This is a genomic window from Kribbella sp. NPDC050459, assembly GCF_040655315.1.
GTDB lineage: Bacteria > Actinomycetota > Actinomycetes > Propionibacteriales > Kribbellaceae > Kribbella.
The window spans coordinates 205,589-228,678 of sequence record NZ_JBFAJQ010000009.1 but is presented as its reverse complement, the minus strand read 5'-3'; the positions used below and the strand labels follow the sequence as shown (position 1 = coordinate 228,678).

Annotated in this window: 21 protein-coding genes and 1 tRNA gene; 9 read left to right on the top strand and 13 right to left on the bottom strand. The window is 69.7% G+C overall.

Annotated features, from left to right (window positions below; translation table 11 throughout):
• Position 1: 1 nt before the first annotated feature.
• Positions 2–892, top strand: coding sequence for a hypothetical protein (locus AB0I12_RS27470; protein WP_359934830.1), 891 nt, complete (start codon positions 2–4; stop codon positions 890–892).
• Here the strand turns inward: AB0I12_RS27470 and AB0I12_RS27465 are convergent.
• Positions 879–2,246 (bottom strand): PLP-dependent aminotransferase family protein, encoded by a 1,368-nt coding sequence (locus tag AB0I12_RS27465; RefSeq protein WP_359934828.1) that lies wholly within the window; start codon positions 2,244–2,246, stop codon positions 879–881. The two genes, AB0I12_RS27470 and AB0I12_RS27465, sit on opposite strands and share 14 nt — an antisense overlap.
• Before the next feature lie 17 nt (positions 2,247–2,263).
• On the opposite strand from AB0I12_RS27465, the gene AB0I12_RS27460 reads away from it, so the two are divergent.
• The 3 genes from AB0I12_RS27460 to AB0I12_RS27450 all read left to right on the top strand — a co-directional run bounded on the left by AB0I12_RS27460 (position 2,264) and on the right by AB0I12_RS27450 (position 5,194).
• A complete protein-coding gene (locus AB0I12_RS27460) occupies positions 2,264–3,208 on the top strand; it encodes an RNA polymerase sigma-70 factor (protein ID WP_359934827.1) in 945 nt (314 codons plus the stop codon).
• An 82-nt stretch (positions 3,209–3,290) separates the two neighbouring features.
• Complete coding sequence (locus tag AB0I12_RS27455; RefSeq protein ID WP_359934826.1) at positions 3,291–4,466, top strand: FAD-dependent oxidoreductase; 1,176 nt, start codon at positions 3,291–3,293, stop codon at positions 4,464–4,466.
• A gap of 53 nt (positions 4,467–4,519) precedes the next feature.
• Positions 4,520–5,194, top strand: a complete 675-nt coding sequence (locus AB0I12_RS27450) for a pyridoxamine 5'-phosphate oxidase family protein (RefSeq protein ID WP_359934825.1) — start codon at positions 4,520–4,522, stop codon at positions 5,192–5,194.
• Here the strand turns inward: AB0I12_RS27450 and AB0I12_RS27445 are convergent.
• The 5 genes from AB0I12_RS27445 to AB0I12_RS27425 form a co-directional block, all read right to left on the bottom strand.
• The gene (locus tag AB0I12_RS27445; RefSeq protein WP_359934824.1) at positions 5,191–5,976 is read right to left on the bottom strand and encodes an ABC transporter permease; all 786 of its coding nucleotides are present in this window, start codon (positions 5,974–5,976) and stop codon (positions 5,191–5,193) included. The two genes, AB0I12_RS27450 and AB0I12_RS27445, sit on opposite strands and share 4 nt — an antisense overlap.
• Positions 5,973–6,917, bottom strand: coding sequence for an ATP-binding cassette domain-containing protein (locus tag AB0I12_RS27440; RefSeq protein ID WP_359934823.1), 945 nt, complete (start codon positions 6,915–6,917; stop codon positions 5,973–5,975). The genes AB0I12_RS27445 and AB0I12_RS27440 overlap by 4 nt, the downstream gene beginning before the upstream one ends.
• Before the next feature lie 132 nt (positions 6,918–7,049).
• Positions 7,050–7,574 carry an EXLDI protein gene (locus AB0I12_RS27435; RefSeq protein WP_355693597.1) on the bottom strand — a complete coding sequence of 175 codons (525 nt, stop codon included), beginning with the start codon at positions 7,572–7,574 and terminating at the stop codon, positions 7,050–7,052.
• A gap of 115 nt (positions 7,575–7,689) precedes the next feature.
• Positions 7,690–8,301, bottom strand: coding sequence for a hypothetical protein (locus AB0I12_RS27430; protein ID WP_359934822.1), 612 nt, complete (start codon positions 8,299–8,301; stop codon positions 7,690–7,692).
• 377 nt (positions 8,302–8,678) lie between these two features.
• Entirely contained in the window at positions 8,679–8,939 is a 261-nt protein-coding gene (locus tag AB0I12_RS27425; RefSeq protein WP_359934821.1) for a cell division protein CrgA, read from the bottom strand.
• A 99-nt stretch (positions 8,940–9,038) separates the two neighbouring features.
• Here AB0I12_RS27425 and AB0I12_RS27420 point away from each other — a divergent pair, with 99 nt between their 5' ends.
• Both AB0I12_RS27420 and AB0I12_RS27415 read left to right on the top strand, forming a co-directional pair.
• Entirely contained in the window at positions 9,039–9,809 is a 771-nt protein-coding gene (locus AB0I12_RS27420; RefSeq protein WP_359934820.1) for a DUF881 domain-containing protein, read from the top strand.
• A gap of 17 nt (positions 9,810–9,826) precedes the next feature.
• Complete coding sequence (locus tag AB0I12_RS27415) at positions 9,827–10,444, top strand: aminodeoxychorismate/anthranilate synthase component II (RefSeq protein ID WP_359934818.1); 618 nt, start codon at positions 9,827–9,829, stop codon at positions 10,442–10,444.
• Between the two features lie 53 nt (positions 10,445–10,497).
• On the opposite strand, the gene pknB is transcribed toward AB0I12_RS27415, so the two are convergent.
• From pknB to AB0I12_RS27385, 6 genes are all read right to left on the bottom strand, one after another.
• Positions 10,498–12,342, bottom strand: coding sequence for a Stk1 family PASTA domain-containing Ser/Thr kinase (gene pknB / locus AB0I12_RS27410; RefSeq protein WP_359934816.1), 1,845 nt, complete (start codon positions 12,340–12,342; stop codon positions 10,498–10,500).
• Between the two features lie 126 nt (positions 12,343–12,468).
• A complete protein-coding gene (locus AB0I12_RS27405; RefSeq protein ID WP_359934814.1) occupies positions 12,469–13,923 on the bottom strand; it encodes a penicillin-binding transpeptidase domain-containing protein in 1,455 nt (484 codons plus the stop codon).
• Positions 13,920–15,317: an FtsW/RodA/SpoVE family cell cycle protein gene (locus AB0I12_RS27400; protein ID WP_359934812.1), complete on the bottom strand. Its 1,398-nt coding sequence runs from the start codon at positions 15,315–15,317 to the stop codon at positions 13,920–13,922. Before AB0I12_RS27400 ends, AB0I12_RS27405 begins: the two co-directional genes overlap by 4 nt.
• Positions 15,314–16,729, bottom strand: coding sequence for a protein phosphatase 2C domain-containing protein (locus AB0I12_RS27395; RefSeq protein WP_359934810.1), 1,416 nt, complete (start codon positions 16,727–16,729; stop codon positions 15,314–15,316). Before AB0I12_RS27395 ends, AB0I12_RS27400 begins: the two co-directional genes overlap by 4 nt.
• Positions 16,730–16,739: 10 nt before the next feature.
• Positions 16,740–17,222 (bottom strand): FHA domain-containing protein, encoded by a 483-nt coding sequence (locus AB0I12_RS27390; RefSeq protein WP_359934808.1) that lies wholly within the window; start codon positions 17,220–17,222, stop codon positions 16,740–16,742.
• Between the two features lie 10 nt (positions 17,223–17,232).
• On the bottom strand, positions 17,233–18,075 hold the full coding sequence (locus AB0I12_RS27385; protein ID WP_359934806.1) for a DUF3662 and FHA domain-containing protein: 843 nt from the start codon (positions 18,073–18,075) through the stop codon (positions 17,233–17,235).
• Positions 18,076–18,245: 170 nt separating this feature from the next.
• On the opposite strand from AB0I12_RS27385, the gene AB0I12_RS27380 reads away from it, so the two are divergent.
• Positions 18,246–18,329, top strand: a tRNA-Leu gene (locus AB0I12_RS27380).
• Positions 18,330–18,394: 65 nt separating this feature from the next.
• On the opposite strand, the gene AB0I12_RS27375 is transcribed toward AB0I12_RS27380, so the two are convergent.
• Positions 18,395–20,155: a GAF domain-containing protein gene (locus AB0I12_RS27375; protein WP_359934804.1), complete on the bottom strand. Its 1,761-nt coding sequence runs from the start codon at positions 20,153–20,155 to the stop codon at positions 18,395–18,397.
• Positions 20,156–20,338: 183 nt separating this feature from the next.
• Between AB0I12_RS27375 and AB0I12_RS27370 the strand changes: the two genes are divergently transcribed.
• Positions 20,339–21,094, top strand: a complete 756-nt coding sequence (locus AB0I12_RS27370) for an ABC transporter ATP-binding protein (protein WP_359934802.1) — start codon at positions 20,339–20,341, stop codon at positions 21,092–21,094.
• The gene (locus tag AB0I12_RS27365; RefSeq protein WP_359934800.1) at positions 21,079–22,914 is read left to right on the top strand and encodes a hypothetical protein; all 1,836 of its coding nucleotides are present in this window, start codon (positions 21,079–21,081) and stop codon (positions 22,912–22,914) included. The genes AB0I12_RS27370 and AB0I12_RS27365 overlap by 16 nt, the downstream gene beginning before the upstream one ends.
• Positions 22,915–23,090: the final 176 nt, after the last annotated feature.

Sequence of the window (23,090 nt, the reverse complement as noted above, 5' to 3'; positions counted from 1 at the left end):
CATGAGACGGCTGTTCTCCACCCTGAGTGTGGCGGCGTTGATCGCCGCCGCCGTCACGACACCGGCCGCCGCCCACGAGGCGTCGGCGCCCTGTTCGCTCCAGCCTGGGTCTGTGCTCGCCAGCGGTGCGCAGAACAACGGGGGCATCACCGTCGGCTATCCGCCGCGCACTGTCGGGCTGCCCGGCCCGATCTTCGACGTCTTCGATCCGGGCAGGGTCCGGCTGAGTACGTCGTTCACGAGTGACGCCCACGACAACTGGGGCGCCACCAACCACGGCTGGGTGGTGGCAGGCGACTCGTTGTACTACCGCGAGTACTCCATCGACACCATGAACGAGATCCGCACCGACCAGCCGAACGAGATGCGGCGGGTCGGCGGCGGCTGGTCGAACTTCACCGCGGTCGAGGTCTCCGAGTTCACCACCCGCACCACGGGGTACGGACTGCGCAGCGACGGCACGCTGTTCCGCTGGGGAGTCATCGCCTGGACCTGGAAGGCCACCGGATCCGCGCCCGGGTTCGCCGCCGTGAAGTCGATGGCGCTGATCAGCAAGACCCCGACGTACGACACGTTCCTCGCGAACACCCGCGGCGGTGCGCTCTACACGATCCGCATCCCGGTCTCGGCGCCGATGAAGCCGATCGTGAAGCCGGTGCGGACGAGGACCTGGCAAGGGTTCGAGAAGTTGCTGGCGAGCAAGTGCGGCAACTACGGGACGCTCCTGGTCGGCATCGACAAGGACACCAGCACCGCGCACACGTATGCCGTCGGTCGCGCGAACGGCACGGCGACGGTGATCAACCATCTGGCCGTTTCCACGGTCAGCAACGATCCGGTGCACTTCCGGTGGGGTGGCATTCCGTCGATCGACCCGCTCAACGGCGACTGAGCACCTCGGTCAGGATCGTCAGGGCCTTGTGCAGATCGGACGTCGACGGCGTCGCGTACCCGATCACCAGCCCTGGCGGTCCTGCCACGCTCCGGCGGTACTCGGACAGCGGCGCGACCACGACACCCGCCTCGCGGGCCGCGCGGGCGATCCGCAGATCGTCCTCGCCGTCGGGCAGCAGCAACGTGATGTGCAGGCCCGCGTCTTGGCCGACGATCCGGCCGTACGGCGAGAGCACCGCGCAGGTGTGGGTACGCCGGTCCGCGTACAGCCGGCGCCCGCGGCGTACGGCCTGGTCGAGGTACCCGTCGCGGAGCATGGCGAGCAGGGCCGCCTGCATCGGCCAGCCCGGCCAGTCGCCGGAGTCGGCCCGGAACGTGGCGAGCCGCTCCACCATCGCCTCGGACGCCACCAGCCAGCCGAGGCGGAGCGCGGGGCTGAGCGTCTTCGACAGCGTCCCGAGGTGGACGACCCGCTCGAGGTCGAGCTGGGCGAGCGCGGGCAGCGGCGCGACGTCGTACCGGAACTCGCTGTCGTAGTCGTCCTCGATCAGCAGGCTGCCGGTCCGGCGCGCCCACCGGACCAACTCGTTGCGGCGGGCAACCGGCAGCCGCCCGCCGAGCGGGTACTGGTGGGAAGGCGTGACGTAGACGGCGGCGAGGTCGTCGGTCAGTTCCCCGACCAGCAGGCCGTCCTGGTCCACCCCGACGTCGACGATGTCGAGCTGGTGGTCGCGGGCGGCGACGACCGCGTTCAGGTACCCGGGGTCCTCGATCGCGATCCGGTCGCCGGCCGCGCGCGTGACCGTGAGCAGCAGCCGGAGGCCGTGGACGGTGCCGTTGGTGACCAGGACGTTCTCGGGGCCGCAGGCGATCCCGCGAACGCGGCCGACGTGGTCCGCGAGTGCGGCGCGGAGCGCGGGCAGCCCGGCCGCGTCGTCGTACCCGCGCGGCGGCGACTGGGTGGACACCTCACGCCACGCGCGCCGCCAGCCCGGGTCCGGGGCCGGGGCGATGTACGGGATGCCAGGGCGCAGCGTCAGCAGCTCCGTGTCGGCGTCGGGCCGGTGCTCGATGCGACGTCGTACGGCGGGTTGCAGCGGGACGACGTCGGTGACGTACGTACCGGCGCCGGTGCGGCCCTCGATCCAGCCTTCCGCGTGCAGCTGGTCGTACGCCGCCTGCGTCACCGATCGCGAAACGGCGAGCTCCCGCGCCAGGTCACGGGTCGACGGCAGCCGGTGGCCCGCCTGCAGCCGGCCGTCCAGCACCGCAGCCCGGAACTGCTCCGCGAGCTGCAGGTGCAACGGCAGCCCGGACGTCCGGTCGATCGTCAGCGGCAGCGAACTCTGCACGCCAACTAGGATGCAGCATGGCCATGACCGCGGAGGACGTGTCTCGTTTCGAGCGGTTCAGGGGTCGGCTCGAGGCGATCGCGTACCGGATGCTCGGCTCGGCCAGTGAGGCGGAGGACGCCGTCCAGGAGACGTTCCTGCGCTGGCAGGCCGCGGACCTCACCCGGATCGAGGTCCCCGAGGCCTGGCTGACGAAAGTGCTCACGAACCTCTGCCTCAACCAGCTCGCCTCCGCCCGCGCGCGGCGCGAGACGTACGTCGGTCAGTGGCTGCCGGAACCGCTGCTCGACGGCGACCCGATGCTCGGCCCCGCGGACACCGCGGAGCAGCGCGAGTCGGTGTCGTACGCCGTACTGACGCTGATGGAGCGGCTGTCCCCGAACGAGCGGGCGGTCTACGTCCTGCGGGAGGCGTTCGACTACGCCCATCGGGAGATCGCCGAGATCCTCGAGATCAGCGAGTCGTCCAGTCAGCAGCTCTTCCGCCGGGCCAAGCAGCACCTCGCGGACGGTCGCGCCCGGACCCACGTCGACGAGGCCGTGGCGCGGCGGATCGTGGACGAGTTCCTCGCCGCCGCCACCAGCGGCCGGACCGATTCGATCGTGCGGCTGCTGACCGCCGACGCGATCTCGGTCGGCGACGGCGGCGGGAAGGTCGCGGCCCGGACCACCGCGGTCGAGGGCGGCCTCGCGGTCGCGCGCTTCCTGCGCGGCATGTTCAAGCCGACCGACGCGAAGCGGCTGTACGTCGGCGGTGCGGCGGAGGTGTACGCCTGGGCGGTCAACAGCGAACCCGCCCTGGTGGTGGTCGTGAACGGCGAGGTCATCGGCGTGATGTGCCTCGAGGTCACCGCCGACGGAGTCACCGCGGTCCGCACCCAGGCGAACCCGGACAAGCTGGCGCGCGCGACCGAGCTGTTCGCCGCCTCCGAGCACGGGGAGCCGCTGACCACCATCTTGTGACGTGCTTCACAGTCCGTACCTGTCATGAAACCGCGCGCTGCCCGGTTCAAGGGCTGACACCACATCAGACAGGAGTACGGATATGAAGCACCGCATCGTCGTCCTCGGCGCCGGGTACTCCGGAGCCGTCGCGGCCGGCCGCCTCGCCGCGCGGCTGTACCGCGACGAAGTGAGCATCACCCTCGTCAACGGCGAGACCGACTTCGTGGAGCGGGTCCGCATGCACGAGCTGGCCACCGGCCGGGACCTGAAGCCGCGCCCGCTGGAGCAGGTGTACGCCGGGACCGGCGTCGACCTGAAGATCGCGAAGGTCACCGGCGTGGACGTCGAGCGCAAGACCGTCGCCCTCGACTCCGGCGAACTGGAGTACGACACGCTCGTCTACGCGCTCGGCAGCGGCTGGAACTCGCAGGGCGTCCCGGGTGCCGCCGAGCACGCGTACCGGATCGCCAGCCGGCCCGGCGCGCTCGAGCTGCGCGAGCGCCTGGCGTCGCTGACCGCCGGCCAGACTGTGACCGTTGTCGGCGGCGGCCTCACCGGCGTGGAGTTCGTGACCGAACTGGCCGAGTCGCGGCCGGACCTCGACGTCTCGCTGGTGGTCCGCGGCGAGCTCGGAGACTGGCTGTCGCCCAAGGGCCGCCGGCACCTGCGCAAGGTCGCCGACAAGCTCGGCATCACCGTGCACGAGAACACGGCGGTCGCAGGCGTCGACGCGGATCACGTCACGACCGGCGACGGTACGTCGATCCCCGCGGCGGTCACGGTCTGGACGGCCGGGTTCGCCGTCCACCCGATCGTGCGGGAGACCACGCTGGAGGTCAGCGACACCGGGCGGATCGTGGTCGACGAGACCATGCGGTCGGTTTCGCACCCGGACGTCTACGCGATCGGCGACGCGGCGTACGCGATGGGCTCGAAGAACAAGCCGCTGCGGATGTCGTGCGCGTCGGGTCAGCCGATGGCGTGGCAGGCCGCCGACTCGATCGCGGCCCGGTTGACAGCGCGCAAGCTGCCGCACGCGCCGCTGGCCTACTTCAACCAGTGCATCTCGCTGGGGCGCAAGAACGGCCTGATCCAGTACGTCACGAGCGACGACCGCGCGATCAACGCGACGCTGAGCGGCCGCGTGGCCGCCGTCTACAAGGAGTTCATCTGCAAGGGCGCCGCGTGGGGTGTGGAGAACCCGATGACCGGCGTGCCGGTCCGGCGTCGCCACGTCGTCGAGCAGCCGGTCCCGATGCGCGAATGGACTAGGTGATTCGTCGCGGAATGGCCCGTGCCACCATGCCACTGCACACCGACTCTGGTCTTATGACCGCTTTGCAGCCAACCGCCCGGACCTCCCTGCGTCGCTCGAAAGAACGCGCCGCCACCGATCGCCAGGCGCTGCACGACGTACTGCTCGACGGCATGTTCTGCCACCTCGGCGTCATCGTGGACTGCGATCCGCTGGTGCTGCCAACGGCGTACGGCGTGGACCTGGACCGCGGGCCGGACGGCGAGATGTACCTGCACGGCTCGGTCGCGGCCAGGAGCGTGGTCGCGGCCCCGCTGCAGACCGTCTGTGCGACGGTGACGCACACCGACGGGCTGGTGCTGGCGAGGTCCGCGTTCCACCACTCGGTGAACTACCGGTCCGCTGTCATCTTCGGCATTCCGCGTCTCGTCACCGATCCGGAGGAGAAGCTGCACGGGCTCAACCGGATCGTCGAGCACCTCGTCCCCGGGCGTTCGCTCGAGGTCCGGCCGCCGAACCGCAAGGAACTGGCCCAGACCTCGGTGCTCGCGCTGTCGCTCACCGAGGCCTCGGTGAAGACGCGCTCGGGGCCCGCCAACGACGAGGAGCAGGACCTCGACCTGCCGTACTGGACAGGCGTGCTCCCGCTCCGTGTCGTGGCCGGCGATCCGGACACCAACCCCGACTGCGACCTTCCGGTCCCCGCCCACGTCCGCACCCGCGCGAAGCTGCTGGGCGCACAGTCCTAGGCGACGGTCCCCTTGTTGTAGCTCGACTGGGCCCAGAAGTACCCGACTACCGCGATCGCCACGCACCAGGCCGCGGAGAGCCAGCCGCTGCTGCCGTCCATCGGCGTCCCGAGCAGCAGGTGCCGCAACGTGTCGATGATCGGCGTGAACGGCTGGTACTCGGCGAACCAGCGGATACCGCTCGGCATCGCCTCCAGCGGGATGAACGTGTTGCTCAGGAACGGCAGCAGCAGGCTGATCGGCAGCACGACGTTGCTCGCGCCCTCCGGCGTCTTGCTGGTCAGGCCGAGCGCGATCGCGAACCAGGTCAGGCCGATGGTGAGGCCGATCAGCAGTACGGCGGCCAGCAGCCAGTCGCCGAGCGAGGCGTTCGGCCGGAAGCCGATCAGGACCGCGAAGCCGACCACCAGGGTCAGGCTGACGCTCGTCACCAGCACGTTGGCGAGCACGTGCCCGGTCAGCACGGCCGGCCGGAAGATCGCCATCGTCCGGAACCGGGCCACGATGCCCTCGGACATGTCCATGCAGACGGCGACCGCGGGCGACATGGTCCCGGACGCGATCGACATCAGCAGGATGCCGGGCGTGAGGAAGTCGATGTAGTCGAAGTCGCCGCCGGCCCCGCCGAGGCCGGCCGCGAACGTGTCGCCGAACACCAGGCCGAACAGCAGGATCATGATCACCGGCATCCCCAGGGCGCCGAGCGACAGGCCGGGGTAGCGCTGGGCGTGCCGGAGGTTGCGGCGCAGCATCGTCGCCGTGTCGTTCAGTGCGTAACTCATTTCGCCGTCACTTCCTTCGGAGCGGGCTGACCGGTGACGGCGAAGAACACGTCGTCGAGGTCGGGGGTGTGGACAGTCAGTTCGTCGACCTCGAGCGACGAGTCGTCGATCCGGGCCAGCAGGTCGCGCAACGCGTGCACGCTGCCGTCGTTCGGCACCTGCAGGACCAGTGCTTCGTGGTTCGGTACGGCGGTCGGCAGCGCCCGGCCCGCGAGCGTGAACTCCTCGGGCGACGTGAACCGCAGCCGGATGTGTCCGCCCGGTGCGAGCCGCTTCAGCTCCTCCGGCGTCCCTTGGGCGACCAGCCGCCCGTGGTCGAGCACCGCGACCCGGTCGGCCAACTGGTCGGCCTCCTCGAGGTACTGCGTGGTGAGCAGGACCGTGACGCCGCCGGCGACGAGCTCGCGGATCAGCGTCCACATGCGGTGCCGGCTGCGCGGGTCGAGACCCGTGGTCGGCTCGTCGAGGAAGATGATCCGCGGCCGGCCGACCAGCGTCATGGCCAGGTCGAGCCGGCGCTTCATACCGCCCGAGTAGGTCGACGCGAGCTTCTTGCCGGCGTCGGCGAGGTCGAACCGTTCGAGCAGCTCGTCCGCCCGGCTGCGGGCCTCCTGCTTGCCGAGGTGGTGCAGGTCGCCCATCAGGATCAGGTTCTCGCGGCCGGTCATCAGGCCGTCGACCGCGGAGAACTGGCCGGTCACGCCGATCGCTGCGCGGACCGCGTCCGGCTCCTGGTGCAGGTCGTGGCCGGCCACCCGGATCTCGCCGGCGTCGGCCGTGCTCAGGGTGGACAGGATCTGGACCGCGGTGGTCTTGCCGGCACCGTTCGGGCCGAGCAGAGAAAAGATGGTGCCTTCGGCAACGTTCAGGTCGATGCCGTCGAGCACGAGTTTCTCGCCGTAGGACTTGCGCAGTCCGCGGACGTCGATCGCTGCTGACATGAGGGATCCTCGGTGGTTTCGGGCAGGGGGAACCTGACCCGGGACGGTTGACGGGTCTGCTGAGGGAGGATTCGGGCGTGCCTGACCACCCGGGCGCCCGCGACGGGGCTCCGGTGCTGGTGCGGGGTTCAGTTAGATGTCGAGATCCTCGACCGCCGGCTGCTCGGCGGCCTCCTCGACGAGGGTGTAGAGGTCCTCCGGGATCAGGGCGCGGAGCTCCTCGACCGTGTCCACGACGTGCAGGGTGGCCTCACCCTGCGCCATGCTCCAGGACTGGTCGGTGCTCCAGTTGCCGACCCAGGAGCGCCACCCGGTCAGGTAGCGCTCGTCGTCGGCGTTCTGCTTGAACTGGCTGCGGCGGTCCGCGTGCAGGACGAACTTGCCGGTCCGGCTGCGGTAGACCTTGAAGGCCTCGTAGCCGTCCTTGCTCGACCGGCCGCCTTCGGCGAGCAGCACGCCGGAGAACCGTTGCTTGCGGCCGGTGCCCCGGCCCACCCGCACGGTGATCTCGTCGTACCCCTCGAGCCGGCCCTCTTCCATCTCGACGTACCTGCGCAGTGCGATCGAGATCGCCGAGGACAGGTTGCCGGCGAGCTCCTGGGCCCGCTTGTACAGCGGCAGGTCGTCGTCGGACACGTAGATCGTCTTGTTCGGCATCGCTTGTCTCCTCCTACGTAGAACTATACGCACATGGGTACGCAGATGTCTACGTATAGCTCTACGTAGAAGTGGAGGCGGCCGCGACCGGCCGCCTCCAGAGGGTCGTGGCTGGTTACCTGGGCGAGTACAGCCAGGGATGCTCGATGTCGTAGAACATCGGCGGGCCGGCGGCGAGACTGTTCATCTCGTCCATGTCCGCCTGCAGCTCCGGCGGTACCTCCTTGCGCTCACCGGCGCGGGCCTCGGCCTCGGTGGTGAAGTACATCGCCATCGTGTAGTCGCCGTCGTCGTACATGGCGACCTCGCTGCCGAGGATCTCGGGCCGGAACGCGGCCCATTCGTCGCGGTGCTGCCCCATCACTTCCCGCGCGCGCTCCGGGTTGCTGCCGGCGCCCTGCATGACCTGCACGAAGCCGGCCGAGTCCGGATTCCCGTGCACGTCCAGTACGACGTCCTCCGTGTCGTGGAAGGTGGCATTGCCGTCGCTGAGCAGCGACGTGAACTCGTGCCACCACTTGTCCTGCGCCGGGCTGTCGCTGTTCCGCCGCGCGGCGTCGGCGGAGTCGAAACGAGCCAGCGCGATGAACTTGCCGTCCGCGGTGACACCGGCCGTGGTCCCCAGCCAGCCGGATGCCTCGGGCGCCAGTTCTTCCATCCACCGATCCATCGCTTGGTGCGCCTGGTCGGCGTCGGTGACCTGCCCCTGAATGACCTGAACGAACATGTGAGACCCTCCCCGTCTCTCAGGCCGCTACTTGGCATTTCGACGGTACGCCCGCCTGGCGTGAGCGGCGAGCGTCGGCAGGATCGCGACGGTGGACAACTGGGGCCGGCCATCTGAACGGTGTGGAAACTGGGGTCGCTAAACCTGACTTATCCACAGATTCGGGGCGGTTTTCGGTGGAATCGGTGGAGAAGTAAGGACTGAGCTGGGGACAACTCGCCCGAATCGGTGTGCACAACTGGGGATACGGGTGTGGATAACTCCCGAGATCCCAGGCAGCCTAAGGCAAGCCTTGCCTTACTTGACTCGGTCCGGACCTCGGCCGGGTGCGCCCGGTCGCCGGCTGAGGTCCGTTGCAGAGGTCGGTCAGCGGCGGGTCAGACCCACTGGGTGGAGACGACGAAGCCGACCGCGATCAGGCCCATGCCGATCAGCAGGTTCCAGTTGCCCAGGCCGTCCATCACCGGGATGTCCTGGCCGGCCACATAGAAGACGACCAGCCAGGCGAGTCCGAGCAGCCAGCAGGCCAGCATCAGCGGCGCGACCCACACGCGGCTGGTGGTGCGCGGCTTCTTCGGCGTCTTCTCCGCCTTGACCTTCTCGGTCTTCTTCTTGTTGCGACTGCTCGACTCGGGCACGACTGAACTCCTTGTAAGGACGCATAAGCTGACCGCTGCGGACCTTTTGGGGCCCGGTTCCGGGTTAGCGTAGTGCAGAGAGCAATGTGGAGATCACGGGTGCGTAGGTTGAGGCGGATTTCATTGTGGCGCGCGGGCGCGCCACTGGCGCTGTTGTGCGCCGGTCTGCTGTTCGCGACCAGCGCCACCAACGCCCGGGGCACCGACCTGCGACCCAGCCGTAACACTACGCTCGCGGGCCTTGTGGAGGAACAGAGCCGCCGCAGCGCCAGCCTGGTCCGCCAGCACGCGGCGCTGACTCAGGACATCGAGAAGCTGCAGGCGCAGCAGGGCTCGATCGACCCGGCGCTGGCCAAGCAGCTCAAGGACCTGTCCGACGCCGTCGGCACGACGCCGGTCACCGGGCCGGGGCTGACCGTGACGCTGAAGGACGCGCCGTCTGAGGTGGTCAAGGAGAACCCGGACGTCGACGCCGACTGGCTGGTGATCCACCAGCAGGACATCCAGGCCGTGGTGAACGCGCTCTGGGCCGGCGGCGCGGACGCGATCTCGATCCAGAACCACCGGGTCATCTCCACCACCGGGATCAAGTGCGTCGGCAACTCCGTCGTCCTGCACGGCGTCCCGTACCTCCCGCCGTACAAGATCACCGCGATCGGGGACCGGCGGAAGCTGCAGAAGGCGCTCGACGACTCGCAGTACATCGAGAACCTGCAGGACTACGTGGTGAAGTTCCAGCTCGGGTACGACGTGAAGAACGAGTCGTCGATCTCGATGCCGGCCTACGAGGGCACGCTGGACCTGCAGAGCGCCACGGTCCCGGGCTTCGACCGCACCCCGTCGGCCAGTCCCACGGCCTCGGGCCGATAGCTGTCACAATGGTCCGCATGCCGCGGATCCTTGTCGTCGACAACTACGACTCCTTCGTCTACAACCTGGTGCAGTACCTGCAGCAACTGCAGGCCGACACCACGGTGCTGCGCAACGACGAAGTCACCCCTGACCAGGTCGGCGAGTACGACGGTGTGCTGCTCTCCCCCGGCCCTGGTACGCCGGAAGAGGCCGGCGCCTGCGTCGACATCGTGAAGGAGAAGGGCAGCGAGGTCCCGATCTTCGGCGTGTGCCTCGGCCTGCAGGCGATCGGTGTCGCGTACGGCGGCGTCGTCGGCCGCGCGGACGAGCTGCTGCACGGGAAGACCAGCCAGGTGTTCCACGAGGGCGCCGGCGTGCTGTCGGGTCTCCCGTCGCCGTTCACCGCGACCCGGTACCACTCGCTGGCGATCGCGCAGGACAGCGTGCCGAACGAGCTTCAGGTGACCGCGCGGACCGAGGCCGGCGTGATCATGGCGGCCCGGCACCGCGACTACCCCGTGGAGGGTGTGCAGTTCCACCCGGAGTCCGTGCTGACCGAGGGTGGCCACCGGATGCTCGCCAACTGGCTCGAGATCTGCGGCGACGAGGGCGCGGTCGCCCGCTCCGCGGGCCTGGCCCCGGTCGTCAGCTGAACCACCCGTAACCGAAGAACCCCCGGAGCGACCGCTCCGGGGGTTCTGTCGTCTCAGCCGCCGATCGTGATGCCGGGCGTCGTCGGCCCGGACGGCGGAGGCGTCTCCGTGTTGCTCGGCGGCGGCGTGTTGGTGGGCTGCTCCTGCAGCTTGTTCACCGTCAGCGTGATCAGCGAGCCCTTCGCGGCCTTGCTGCCCGCCTTGACGGACTGCTGCAGCACGGTCCCCTCGGGGGCGTTCTGGTCGTTGCCGAAGGTGTACCCGACCTGGAAGCCGGCCTTCTCGAGGGTCAGCTTCGCGTCGTCGTACGTCTGGGTGACGACGTTCGGTACGTCGACCTCGGTCTTGCCGCTGGAGATCGTCAGGGTGAACTCCTGACCCGACGGGTACTGCGCCGTCGGATCCGGGCTGACGGCGATGACGGTGCCCTTCTTCTCCTCGCTGTCCTGCTCGATCGCCTTGTCCTTGACCTTGAACTGGCCCTTGGCGTCCTCGAGCGCGTTGCGCGCCTTCGACTCCGACAAGCCGATCACGTCCGGCACCGAGAACGCGGTCTGGCCCGCCGACACCACGACGTTGACGGTCGAGCCCTGCTCCGCCTCGGTCCCGCCCTGCGGCGTTTGCCGGATGATGAGTCCCCGCCCGACCGTGTCGCTCTTCTCCGATGTGGACGAGATCTTCAGGCCCTGCTGCTCGAGCAACGCGGTCGCGTCGGCCAGCGACTTGAGCTTCAGATCGGGTACGGCGACCTTGGCCGGCGGCGTGGCCGTCGTACCACCGCCGGCGGTGTCGTTCTTGTTCATGTTCGAGAACAGGGCGTACGCGCCGACGGCGACCGCGACGATCGCGAGACCCAGCAGGAAGTACGCCAGGCCGCGGTTGCGGCGGGAGCCCGAGTCCAGCTCCTCGTCCAGGTCGTCGCCGTCCGGGGGCAGCAGGTCGTTCGCGGCGGTCTGCCGGTACTGCTGGGTCGCGGCCGTCGCCGCCAGCGCGGTGGGGGCCATCGACCGGGTCTCCGCGACCGCCGCCATCGGCGCGGTCACCTGCTGGCCGGCCAGCACCCGGTGGATGTCGGCGCGCATCTCCGAGGCGCTCTGGTACCGCTCCTCGCGGTTCTTCGCGAGCGCCTTCAGGACGACCGCGTCGACCTCCGGCGGGATGTCGGGGTCGAACGACGACGGCGGCAGCGGCTGCTCGCGGACGTGCTGGTAGGCCACCGAGACCGGCGACTCGCCGACGAACGGCGGCCGGCCGGTGAGCAGTTCGTACAGCAGACAGCCGGTGGAGTACAGGTCGGAGCGGGCGTCCACGGTCTCACCGCGGGCCTGCTCCGGGGACAGGTACTGCGCGGTGCCGATCACGGCCGCGGTCTGGGTCATCGTGGAGGACGTGTCGGCGACCGCGCGGGCGATACCGAAGTCCATCACCTTGACCTGGCCCTGCGGGGTCAGCATCACGTTCCCGGGCTTGATGTCGCGGTGCACGATGCCGGCCCGGTGGCTGTAGTCGAGTGCCTCGAGCACACCGGAGGTGATCTCCAGCGCCCGCTCGGGCATGATCTTGCGGCCTTCGCGGATCAGGTCTCGTAGCGTCTTGCCGGTGACCAGTTCCATCACGATGTACGGAATGGTGACGCCGGAGCCGTTCGGGTCCGGCTCCTCGCCGGTGTCGTAGACCGAGACGATCGTCGGGTGGTTGAGTGATGCGGCCGACTGCGCCTCGCGGCGGAACCTGGCCTGGAAGGTGGCGTCGCTGGCCAGGTCGATCCGCAGCCGCTTGATCGCGACGCTCCGGCCGAGCCGGTTGTCGACACCCTTGCGGACCTCGGCCATGCCGCCGCGGCCGAGCGGTTCGCCTTCTTCGTACCGGCCGCCGACGAGACGTGCCTGCGATGTCATGACCTCAGCCTTCCAACCTGTCTGCGTTAGACACGAAAACCACACTCAACTTGCCCACGGTAGCGGCCGCCACACGCGGATCCCCGTTGGAAAGACGCGCTGTGATCGCATCATTCCGTATGGTGCTCATTGGCTCAGCACCGCCTCCATCACCTTCTTGGCGATCGGCGCGGCCAGCCGGCCGCCGGCCACGTCGTCGCGCGCGACGTCGGCCTTCTCGATCAGCACCGCGACCGCGATCTTCGGATCGTCGGCGGGCGCGAAAGCGGTGAACCACGCGAACGGCGGGCGGTCCTTCGAGGTCTGCGCCGTACCGGTCTTGCCGGCCACCTGCACGCCGCTGATCGCGCCCGGCTTGCCGGTGCCGTTGGCGACGACGTCGACCATCATCGCCGTCAGCTGCGACGCGACCTGCGGGGTGATCGCCTGGTGCAAGGACTCCGGCTTGGTCTCGGACACCGTCTTCAGGTCCGGGGTCTTCACGTTCTGGACCAGGTACGGCTTCATCACCTCGCCCTTGTTCGCGATCCCGGCCGCCACCATCGCCATCTGCAGCGGGGTGGCCCGGACGTCGAACTGGCCGATCGCGGACTGCGCGGTCTGCGGCTCGTTCGGGTCGCCGGGGAACTGGCTGGTGGCCACGCTCGGCAGCTCGGTCAGCGGCCGGGCGCCGAAGCCGAACTTCGCGGCCTGCTCGCGCAGCGCGTCCGGGCCGAGGTCCATACCGACGGTGCCGAACGCGGTGTTGCAGGAATACCGCAGCGCGATCGTGAGGGTCGCGTTGTTGCTGCCGCCGCAGTTCTTGCCGTCCTCGTTCACCAGCGGGACCGTGGTCTGCGGCAGCGGCAGCTCGGCCGGCGAGTTCACCTTGCTCTCCGGCGTGTACTTGCCGCTGGACAGCGCGGCCGCCGCGGTCACCAGCTTGAACGTCGACCCCGGCGGATACAGCTCCTGCACCGCGCGGTTCGACAGCGGCTTGTCCTTGTCGGCGTTCAGGTTCTTCCAGGCCGCGCCGACCTTCTCGCTGTCGTGGGACGCGAGCTGGTTCGGGTCGTATGACGGGCGGCTCGCCATCGCCAGGATCCGCCCGGTCTTCGGCTCGATCGCCACCACCGCGCCGGTCTTCCCGGCCAGACCGCTGTACGCCGCCTGCTGGGCCGCGGCGTTCAGCGTCAAGGTCACGCTGCCGCCCTGCTGCGGCCGGTTGCTGATCACGTCGATGATCCGGCGGAACGCCATCGACGGGTCCGACCCGTTCAGCTCGGCGTTCATCGTCAGCTCGATGCCGCCGCGGCCGAACAGGTACGAGTAGAACCCGGTCACCGGCGCGTAGACCGGGCCGCTGGCGTACGTGCGCTGGTATTTGAACCGGTCGTCGGACGGCTTGCTCTGCGCGACCGGCGTACTGCCGATCAGGATCGGGCCGCGGTTCACCGAGAACTGCGAGTCCCGGACCCGGTTGTTGTCGTTGCGGCCGTTGATCTCGTTCGCCCGGAACGCCTGCAGGTACGTCGAGTTCGCCATCAGCGCGAGCATCAGGATCATCGCCGCCACGGCCAGTCGTCGGATCGCCGAGTTCACTGCTTCTGCACCGCCATTGCGATCGTTTCGTCGGACACGGGAGCGGCCGGGGTCTGCGGCCGCCGGGCCTGGTCGCTGATCCGCAGCAGCAGCGCGATGATCGCCCAGTTGGCGACCAGCGACGTACCGCCGAGGGCCATGAACGGGGTGGCCAGACCGGTCAGCGGGATCAGCCCGGTGACGCCGCCGACGATCACGAACACCTGCAGCGCGAACGACATCGCCAGACCGGTCGCGATCAGCTTGCCGAAGATGTCCCGGCACCCGAGGGCCGTGCGCAGGCCGCGCTCGATGATCAGCGTGTAGACCAGCAGGATCGCGATCAGGCCGGTCAGCCCGAGCTCCTCGGCGAACGAGGAGATGATCATGTCGCTCTGCGAGTACAGCGTCGCCTCCGGGTGGCCCTGCCCGAGGCCACGGCCGAGGATGCCGCCCCAGGCCTGGCCCATCAGCCCGAGCTTCACCTGACCGCCGTCGATCGCCCACGGGTCGAGCCAGTCGGTGACTCGGCGGTGCACGTGACCGAAGGTCGTGTAGGCGAAGAAGGCGCCGCCGGCGAACAGCAGGCCACCGATGATCAGCCAGCCGGCCCGCTCGGTGGACACGTACAGCAGGAACAGGAACAGGCCGAAGAACAGCAGCGACGAACCAAGGTCGCTCTCGAACACCAGCACGCCCAGGCTGACCGCCCAGGCGATGCCGATCGGCCCGAGGTCGCGGGCCCGCGGCAGGTCGAGCCCGAGGAACCGGTGCCCCGCCAGCGTGAGGACGTCGCGTTTCACCACCAGGTAACCGGCGAAGAACACGACCAGGCAGATCTTCGCGAACTCACCGGGCTGGAAGGACATGCCGGCCAGCCGGATCCAGATCCGGGCGCCGTTCAGGTTCACGCCGAGGCCCGGGATCAGCGGCAGCACCAGGAGCACCAGACCGGCCAGGCCGGCGGTGTAGGTCAGCGCCTGCAGCCGGCGGTGATCCCTGATCACGAGGATGACGACCAGGAACAGCACGATGCCGACCGCGGTCCAGGTGATCTGCTGCGGCGCCGCGGCCGCCTTGGGCGTGTTCCCGCGCGCCTCGGCGACGATGGCCAGGCCGAGGTCGATGCGGTGGATCATCGCGACGCCGAGGCCGTTCAGCAGCACGGCGCAGGGCAGCAGCACCGGATCGGCGTACGGCGCCCGGTACCGCAGGGCGAGGTGCGCGATCAGGGCGAGCAGCCCGATCCCGGCGGCGTAGTACCCGGTGCTCGCCGGGACGGTGTTCTGCACGGTGACGCCGATGTTCACGTAGGCGCCGACCGAGACCGCGATAGCGATCACGAGCAGCAGCAGCTCCACCCCGCGTCTGGTCCGCGGGATGATCTGGATGACTGAGGTGGACGCGATGCTCATCGGACCCCGTCGCAGTCGTCGGGGTCGACCGGCGTGCTCGGGGACGCCGTACCGGTCGGGGCCGTCGACGGGGGCGGCGAGGAGACCGGCGGCTTCGAGACGGGCGGTTTCGAGACCGGCGTGGAGACCGGGGGCTTCGCCGGCGTGGTCGAGGGCTTGGGGGTCGGCGTCGGCTTGACCTTGGCGGCGCACTCCGCCGCGGTGTGCTGCAGCTCGGCGACGATCGACCGCGCACCGGCCAGGTTGTCCGCCTGGATGTTGCCCTCCACCTGCTCCCGGCTGTACGTCGGGAGCTTGTCGACCTGCAGCGCCTGCCGCTCGTACACCTTCGACAGCGACAGGCCGGGCAGGTCCGCCTCGACGCCCTTGAAGATCGCCACGTAGTCGCCGTCCGTGCCGACGTAGTACTGCTTCTGGGTCCAGCTGTACGCGAACCAGGCGCCGCCGCCGATCAGGCCGAGGATCACGACCAGCACGGCGATCCGCCGCAGCCACGGGAACCGCTTCGGGGGCCGCGGCGCGTACCGCAGCTCCTCCGGGTCGAGAGCCGTGCCGTGACCGCCGTGACCGCCGCCGTGGCCGTGACCGCCGCCGGCGCGGACCGCGGTCGTCGGCTCACCGCGACCCGTGCTGCCCTGCGCCAGCTCGGCGGCCGCGCCGACCAGCTGCGGCCGGGCACCGCTCGCGGGCTCGGTCTCGACGACGTCCGCGACGACGCAGGTGACGTTGTCGTTCGAGCCGGCCTCGAGCGCGTGCGTGATCAGCTCGACGACGACCGAGTCAGGCGTACCGGAGGCCATCGAGGTGGCGATCACCTCGTCGCTCACGTAGTCGGGCAGGCCGTCGCTGCACAGCATCAGCCGGTCGCCGGCCTGGACGTCGAGGATCTCCAGGTCCGGGTCGGAGTCCGGGCGGCCGTCGAGGACGCGCAGGATCAGGTTCCGGTGCGGGTGGCTGAAGGCCTCCTCCTGGGAGATCCGGCCCTCGTCGACCAGCGACTGTACGAAGGTGTGGTCGTGGCTGAGCTGGTAGAGCTGACCGTCCCGCAGGCGATACGCCCGGGAGTCGCCCAAGTGCGCCAGGCCGAGCTGCTTGCCGTCGAACATCAGCGCGGTCACGGTCGAGCCCATGCCCTCGCGCTCCGGGTCCTCCTCGACCAGCTCGGACAGCCGCTCGTTGGCCCGGTGCACGGCGCCGGCCAGCGCCTCGATCATGTCCTCGCCGCTGATCTCCGCGGTGTCCAGCCGCCGGATCACCTGGACCGCCGCCGCGCTGGCCACCTCACCGGCCGCCGCACCGCCCATCCCGTCGGCGAGCAGCAGCAGGTGCGGACCGGCGTACGCCGAGTCCTCGTTGTTGCGGCGCACCCGTCCGACGTCGGAGAGGGTTGCGTAGTCGAGCGACAGGGTCATCGAGGCAGGCCTACTTCGCGATGTTCAGCGTCGTCCGGCCGATCCGGATCGAACCGCCGATCTCGGCCGGGACCGGGCGGGTGACTCGCTGGCCGTCCAGGTACGTGCCGTTGGTGGAGCCGAGGTCCTCGACCCACCACTGGCCGTCGGACTGGAAGACACGGGCGTGCCGGGTGGAAGAGTAGTCGTCGTCCAGGCGGATCTGACAGTCCGAACCCCGGCCGATGATCACCGGCTCGTCGGCGAGCGACGCGCCGACCCCGGCCTGCGGGCCGTCCGCGATGCTCAGCGAGCCGGGCAGACCCTTGCGCTTCTTGGCCGGTTTCGCGGGCTTCGGCGTCCGGGAGGTCTGCGGTACGACGGCAGCGGCGGCGCGGCTGTCCACCTTCGCGCCGAACAGGTCGGACCTGATCACGGACAGCACCGCGAGGACGAACATCCACAACAGGGCCAGGAACCCCAGTTTGATCAGGGTCAGGGTCAGTTCCGACATGGAAGGTCAGTCACCACCCGCTGCTCGGCGGCTGGGCCATCGGCTCGTCCGCGAGACGCAGCGTCATGGTCGTGTTGCCGATCCGGACCGTCGAACCGTCGACGAGCTCGGCCTCGGTGCTCCGGCGGCCGTTCACCAGGGTGCCGTTGGTGGATCCGAGGTCGACCAGCACGACGCGGATACCGCCCGGGCCTTCCGGCATCAGGCGGATCTCGGCGTGCCGGCGGGAAACGCCCGGGTCGTTGATCTGGATGTCCGCGTCGGTACCGCGGCCGAGCACCACGCCGGGCGGGTTGACCGGGCGGCGGCGGCCGTTCACCTCGAGCATGACCTGCGGGTGCCCACCGCGGCGCGGGGCCGGCTGCTGCGGGGGCTGCTGGTACTGCTGCGGCGGCGGCGGGGTCTGCACGACCGGCTCGTTCGGCGGCACGTAGGGCTCCTGCTGGTAGGGCTGGGGCTCGTAGGACGGGCGCCGCTGGGGCGTCCCGACCGTGGCGCTGACCACCCGGAACTTACCGGTCGGCAGCTCATCCTGCTGGACCAGCTCGATGTCGATCGGCCCGGAGAACGTGTAGCGCTGGATGTCGGCGTGGTCCCGCAGCTCGTTGGCGAGCTCGTGGTTGAGGGTCCGGCCGTACGCGTTCAGCCGCTCGAAGTCGTCCGGGCCCAGCTCGATGGTGAAGTGGTTCGGCACCAGCCGGCGGTCCCGGGACAGGATCCGCGCGGTGTTGTCGATCTCACGCTTGAGGGCGGCCGCCAGCTCGATCGGCTCGACGTCACCCTTGAAAGCGCGCGCGAAGACACCGCTCACAATGCCTTCCAGTCGTCGCTCGAAGCGCTGCAGCGGTCGCACGCCTCCTCCTCCATGGTCGGTACGTCGGACGTCGTCCACCGGCACGGCGGACACACCGGGTACGACGATCGATCGTATCGGGAGGTTCGACCCAACCCGCAATGTGAAGCTCCGGTAGAACCCGTGCTACTGTTTCTCCTCGTCGCCAGGAGATCATCTCAGGCGGCAGCGCGCGGGTGGCGGAATAGGCAGACGCGCACGGTTCAGGTCCGTGTGCCCGAAAGGGCGTGGGGGTTCAACTCCCCCCTCGCGCACAACGAAAGTCCCGGTCGAGTCGACCGGGACTTTTTCGTTGCCGGGCGCTCCGGCGAGAGCGATGTCACTCTCCAGCCGGCCAATGGGTGAGCGGAGCGCGGAGTTCGAGGACCGTGCCGCGTGCCCCGTTGGGGCCGAGTTCGAGCGAGCCGCCCAGGGCAGCGGCCCGATCCCGGAGGTTGCGCAGTCCGCTGCGCCGGACGCCGTTGCCGATACCGACGCCGTCGTCGGCGACCCGCAAGGTGACGAGCGTGGCGGTGACCTCGACGTCGATCTGTACGGTCGCGGCGCGGGCATGACGAACGACGTTGGACAGCGCTTCCCTGAGGACCGCCAGCAGGTGCCGGCCGGTCTCGGGCGGGACACCGACGTCGAGCGTCCCCCGGACGGTACAGACAGGCCGGAACCCGAGCGCGGCCGCGTACTCGTCGACGAGCGCCTCGACCGCGGACCGCAGCGAGCCGCGGCCGGTCGCGTGGCGTTGTTCGAAGATCGTGTCCCGCACTTCGCGGATGGTCAGGTCGATGTCGTCGACCGAGCGCGCGACCTCTTCGGCCTCCGCCGGCGGGAGCAACCGCTGCAGGCCCTGGAGTTGGAGCCCGATGCCGAAGAGCCGGTCGACGACCGAGGCGTGCAGGTCCTTGGCCAGCCGGTCGCGATCCGCGAGCACGGTCAGCATCGAGCGGTCCGCCTGGGCGACCGCGCGGTCGAGCGCCAGGGTGGTCTGGTTCGCGAACATCGTCAGCAGGTCGGTGCCCGGCGTGACGCCGAGCACGTCGCCCTGGGCGGCCGCGACCACCAGGAAGCCGCCGGCGTGGTCGCTGCCCGCCGGGAGCGGCGCGATGATCGTGCGCCCGAGTTCCTTGACCTCGGGCAGCAGCGGCAACCGGCCACGGTCCGCGATCACCTGCGCCAGGTCGTCGATCACGGTGCGGTCCTTGCCGTTCAACATGCTCGCGATCGCCGAGGCGGTGCCCGGCAGTCGCCGGCCCACGTAGTGACCGAAGGACGACGGGCCGTCGAGCGCCCTGACGATCAGGTCGTCGTCCTCGGTCACCAGGATCGCTCCGACCAGCGAGCACGAAACCTCCCGGGCCTTCCGCACGATCAGCCGCAGGGTGTCCTCGGGATCGGCGTCGTCGAGCAGGACGTGGATGATCTGCGCGGTGGCCTCGTGCCAGCGTTGACGGCGGTCGGCATCGGTGTAGAGGCGCGCGTTGTCGATCACCGCGCCGGCCGCCGTGGCCAGCGCGAGGACGGTGCTTTCGTCGTTCTCCGAGAAGTCCGAGCCGTCGGTCTTCTCGGTCAGGTAGAGCTGTCCGTAGGTGCGGCCGCGGCTGCGGATCGGGACGCCGAGGAAGCTGCGCATCGGGGGGTGACCGGCCGGGAAGCCGGACGAGCGCGGGTGCTGGGTCAGGTTCTTGAGCCGCACCGGCTCCGGGCGCTCGATGAGCAGACCGAGGATCCCGTGCCCTTGCGGGTACGGCCCGATCGCGGCGATCTCGTCCGTGCCGACGCCGAAGGTGACTAACCGGGACAGGGTCCGCCCGTCCGGGCCGATCACACCGAGCGCGCCGTACCTGGCCTTGGCCAGCGTGCACGCGGCTCCGACGATGCGCTTGAGCGTGCTGGTGAGATCCAGGTCGGCGCCGAGGCCGACCACGGCGTCCAGCAGTTCACGCAGGCGCTCCTGGGCGTCCAGGATCTCGTCGACGCGGCCGATCAGCTCCTGCAGCAGCGAGTCCAGCCGGACGCGCGACAGAGCGTCGGCTTCGAGAGCGCCGGCGTCCCACAGGACAGCCGGCTTCTTCATCGGCGTCGCCATGTGAGCACGCGCCTCCCCGGACCGGACAACTCGGTACCGGGGTCCAGGGCACCCTTCAGCACATTCACCATAGTCTTCTGCGGCCCGGGTCTGCCAGAGAGCGGATGTCCGACGGCCGGATGAGACGTCGTGTCGGTCCTCGGGCGGACGGCTGGTGAGGCCGGCTGCTGTCAGAGTGCCGGCATGGAGGAAGCGCTGGAGCTCGTGGGGCTCGCCAAGGTGTTCGGGGAGCAGCGGGCCGTCGACGGGGTGAGTCTGACGGTGCCGGCCGGGTCGTTCTTCGGGGTGCTGGGGCCGAACGGGGCCGGCAAGACGACGTCGCTGTCGATGGCGGTCGGGTTGTTGCGGCCGGACGGCGGTACCGCGCGGATCTTCGGGGTGGATGTGTGGCAGGAGCCGACGCGCGCCAAGGCGCTGGTCGGTGTGCTGCCCGACGGGCTCGGCATGCCGGAGCGGCTGACCGGGCGGGAGGTCCTGACGTACCTCGGCCTGCTGCGTGGACTGCCGGAGGACGAGGTGAATGCGCGGGCCGGTGAGCTGCTGGAGGTGCTCGAGCTCGACCATGAGGACGACAAGCAGGTGATCGGCTACTCGACCGGGATGCGGAAGAAGCTCGGCCTGGCGGTCGCGTTGCTGCACGCGCCGCGGCTGCTGATGCTGGACGAGCCGTTCGAGGCCGTCGACCCGGTGTCGGCGGCGACCATCCGGACCATCCTGCACCGGTTCGTCGCGGGCGGCGGGTCGGTGGTGATGTCGAGCCACGTGATGGCGCTGGTCGAGCAGCTGTGTGACCGCGTCGCGGTGGTCGCCGACGGGAAGGTCGTTGCCGCGGGCACCGTCGCGGAGGTGCAGGCCGGCGGCAGTCTGGAGGACGCCTTCGTGTCGCTCGTCGGTGCGTCGACCCGGGGTGCCGAGGGGCTGACGTGGCTCTCGCACTGACGTACGGGACGTCCCGCACACTGGTGCGGATGCGGCTGGCTGCGTTCCGGCGCGCGCTCGAGGACCAGTTCCGGCGCTCGTGGATCGTCACCGGCGGGTTCGTCGGCCTGGCGCTCGCGGGCGGCACGCTCTGGGTGGCGGCGCGGGGCGATCAGGACACCCTGGTCGTCGTACTCGGCCTGTGGATGCTCGGGTGGGTGGTCGGTCCGCTCTTCGCCGGTGGCGGCGACGAGACGCTCAAGCCCGAGTACTTCACGATGATGCCGCTGCCTCCGCACACGCTCTCCACCGGATTGCTGGTGGCCGCGCTGGCTGGTGTCGCACCGGCCATCAGCCTGATCGCCCTGCTCAGCCTGGTGGTTGCGAGCGGCGGTGTCGTTGCTGGACTCGTTGCTGTGCCTGCACTGGTGCTGCAGTTGCTCTGCTTCGTCCTGGCGTCGCGTCTGGCTGTTGCGGTGTACGGCGTGCTGTTGCAGGTGCGGGCCGGTGCGGTGATCGCGGCGCTGGTCAACGCGTTCATCCTGGCGTTCGCCGCGCAGGGGTGGGCGCTGATCGTCGCCTTCGTGTCGACCGACGTACAGGGTGCGTTCGCGACGGCTGCGCGGATCGCTCCGTCGGGGTGGGGTCTCGTGGCGGTGGAGTCTGCTGGTCGGGGCGAATGGCTGCAGGCAGTTGGGCTGCTTCTTGGCCTGGCGGTGCTCGCGCTGGCGATGCTCGTGGCGTGGTCTGCCCTGCTGGTACGACGTACGACGGTCAGCCTCACCGGCCGGAAGCCGAGGCGGTTGCTGGCGGCCAGGTCTCCCGAAGGGGCTGCGGCTGCCAAAGAGCTGCGGTCGTGGACGCGTGACCTGCTGTACGGGCACCGGGCCGTCTTTGCGATCGCCTACGGGCTGTTCTTCTGCCTGATGCCGTTGGCGATCGGGGTGAAATCGATGCTGCCGTGGGCCGGTCCGGCCGCAGTGGTGATGGCAGGTTCGATGGCTGCCAACTTGTACGGCGCTGACGGTACGGCGTTCTGGACCACGCTGATGACGCCCGGCTCCAGCCGGCCGGACGTACGGGCGCGGCAGCGGGCGTTCCTGCTCGTCTTCGGGCCGTCGACGCTGCTGATCACTGTGGTGCTGACGTGGTGGTCGGGCGTGACCAGTGCATGGCCCTTGGTTCTCAGCGTGCTACCCGCTCTGCTCGGCGGTGCGGCCGGTCTGGTGGTGGCGTGCTCGGTGTACGCCGCCGTGCCGACGACCGATGCGCACAAGCGGTCCGGAAACCCGCTCAACTCGGGTGAGAACGAGGGCGAGACGATGGGCATCGTCTACGTGATGCTCGTGCTGGTCGCGACGACCTGTGCCCCGGCGCTCGTCGTGGCGCTCTACACCGGCTGGTGGGGCGTGCCGGTCGGTGTCGCGTCCGGCGTACTGGCTTGGTGGTACTTCGGGCGCGTGGCGGCCCGGCGTCTCGACGTACGGGGTCCTGAGCTCCTGACGCTGCTCAGGCACGGCCGGTCGCCCGCGGAGCAGGCCAAGAAGACCGCGGGGCTCGACGCGCTGCCCAGGTGGCGGCGTACGTTGGCCGGCTTCTGCCTCGGGTTCGGGGCGATCCCGTTGTTCCCGCAAGCCCTCGTACCGGCGATCTTCAAACTGACCGGCAACGACGACACCAAGTCGTGGTTCCTGGCGCTTTACCAGGACGGACTGTGGCAGTGGGTCGTGATCGCGGTGATGGCCGCGCTCGGCTTGTCGATGTACGGGTTCGGCGGGCTTACCTACTACCGCGCGAGGAAGCGCGCTCCGGGTGTGTCGGTCGTGGCAGCCGCAGAGTAGGTGCGCCGCGGTGCCTGGCGGTCGGGGCGACCGCGCGGTGATTGCGGAGCATCCAGATCGCCACGGCGGCCGCGGCGATCAGGCCGGCGATCCCGGCGTAGTCGGTGAAGCTCATCATCGGTTCTCTTCTCCAGGGCGGGTTGCTCGGCGGCGGCGAGTTCCGCTGGCGTTCTGAC

What these genes read in the sequence shown, in the direction of transcription:
- AB0I12_RS27470 (WP_359934830.1), top strand. Translation starts at nt 2, where the DNA reads ATGAGACGGCTGTTCTCCACCCTGAGTGTGGCGGCGTTGATCGCCGCC.
- AB0I12_RS27460 (WP_359934827.1), top strand. Translation starts at nt 2,264, where the DNA reads ATGGCCATGACCGCGGAGGACGTGTCTCGTTTCGAGCGGTTCAGGGGT.
- AB0I12_RS27455 (WP_359934826.1), top strand. Translation starts at nt 3,291, where the DNA reads ATGAAGCACCGCATCGTCGTCCTCGGCGCCGGGTACTCCGGAGCCGTC.
- AB0I12_RS27450 (WP_359934825.1), top strand. Translation starts at nt 4,520, where the DNA reads ATGACCGCTTTGCAGCCAACCGCCCGGACCTCCCTGCGTCGCTCGAAA.
- AB0I12_RS27445 (WP_359934824.1), bottom strand. Translation starts at nt 5,976, where the DNA reads ATGAGTTACGCACTGAACGACACGGCGACGATGCTGCGCCGCAACCTC.
- AB0I12_RS27440 (WP_359934823.1), bottom strand. Translation starts at nt 6,917, where the DNA reads ATGTCAGCAGCGATCGACGTCCGCGGACTGCGCAAGTCCTACGGCGAG.
- AB0I12_RS27435 (WP_355693597.1), bottom strand. Translation starts at nt 7,574, where the DNA reads ATGCCGAACAAGACGATCTACGTGTCCGACGACGACCTGCCGCTGTAC.
- AB0I12_RS27430 (WP_359934822.1), bottom strand. Translation starts at nt 8,301, where the DNA reads ATGTTCGTTCAGGTCATTCAGGGGCAGGTCACCGACGCCGACCAGGCG.
- AB0I12_RS27415 (WP_359934818.1), top strand. Translation starts at nt 9,827, where the DNA reads ATGCCGCGGATCCTTGTCGTCGACAACTACGACTCCTTCGTCTACAAC.
- pknB (WP_359934816.1), bottom strand. Translation starts at nt 12,342, where the DNA reads ATGACATCGCAGGCACGTCTCGTCGGCGGCCGGTACGAAGAAGGCGAA.
- AB0I12_RS27400 (WP_359934812.1), bottom strand. Translation starts at nt 15,317, where the DNA reads ATGAGCATCGCGTCCACCTCAGTCATCCAGATCATCCCGCGGACCAGA.
- AB0I12_RS27395 (WP_359934810.1), bottom strand. Translation starts at nt 16,729, where the DNA reads ATGACCCTGTCGCTCGACTACGCAACCCTCTCCGACGTCGGACGGGTG.
- AB0I12_RS27390 (WP_359934808.1), bottom strand. Translation starts at nt 17,222, where the DNA reads ATGTCGGAACTGACCCTGACCCTGATCAAACTGGGGTTCCTGGCCCTG.
- AB0I12_RS27375 (WP_359934804.1), bottom strand. Translation starts at nt 20,155, where the DNA reads ATGGCGACGCCGATGAAGAAGCCGGCTGTCCTGTGGGACGCCGGCGCT.
- AB0I12_RS27370 (WP_359934802.1), top strand. Translation starts at nt 20,339, where the DNA reads ATGGAGGAAGCGCTGGAGCTCGTGGGGCTCGCCAAGGTGTTCGGGGAG.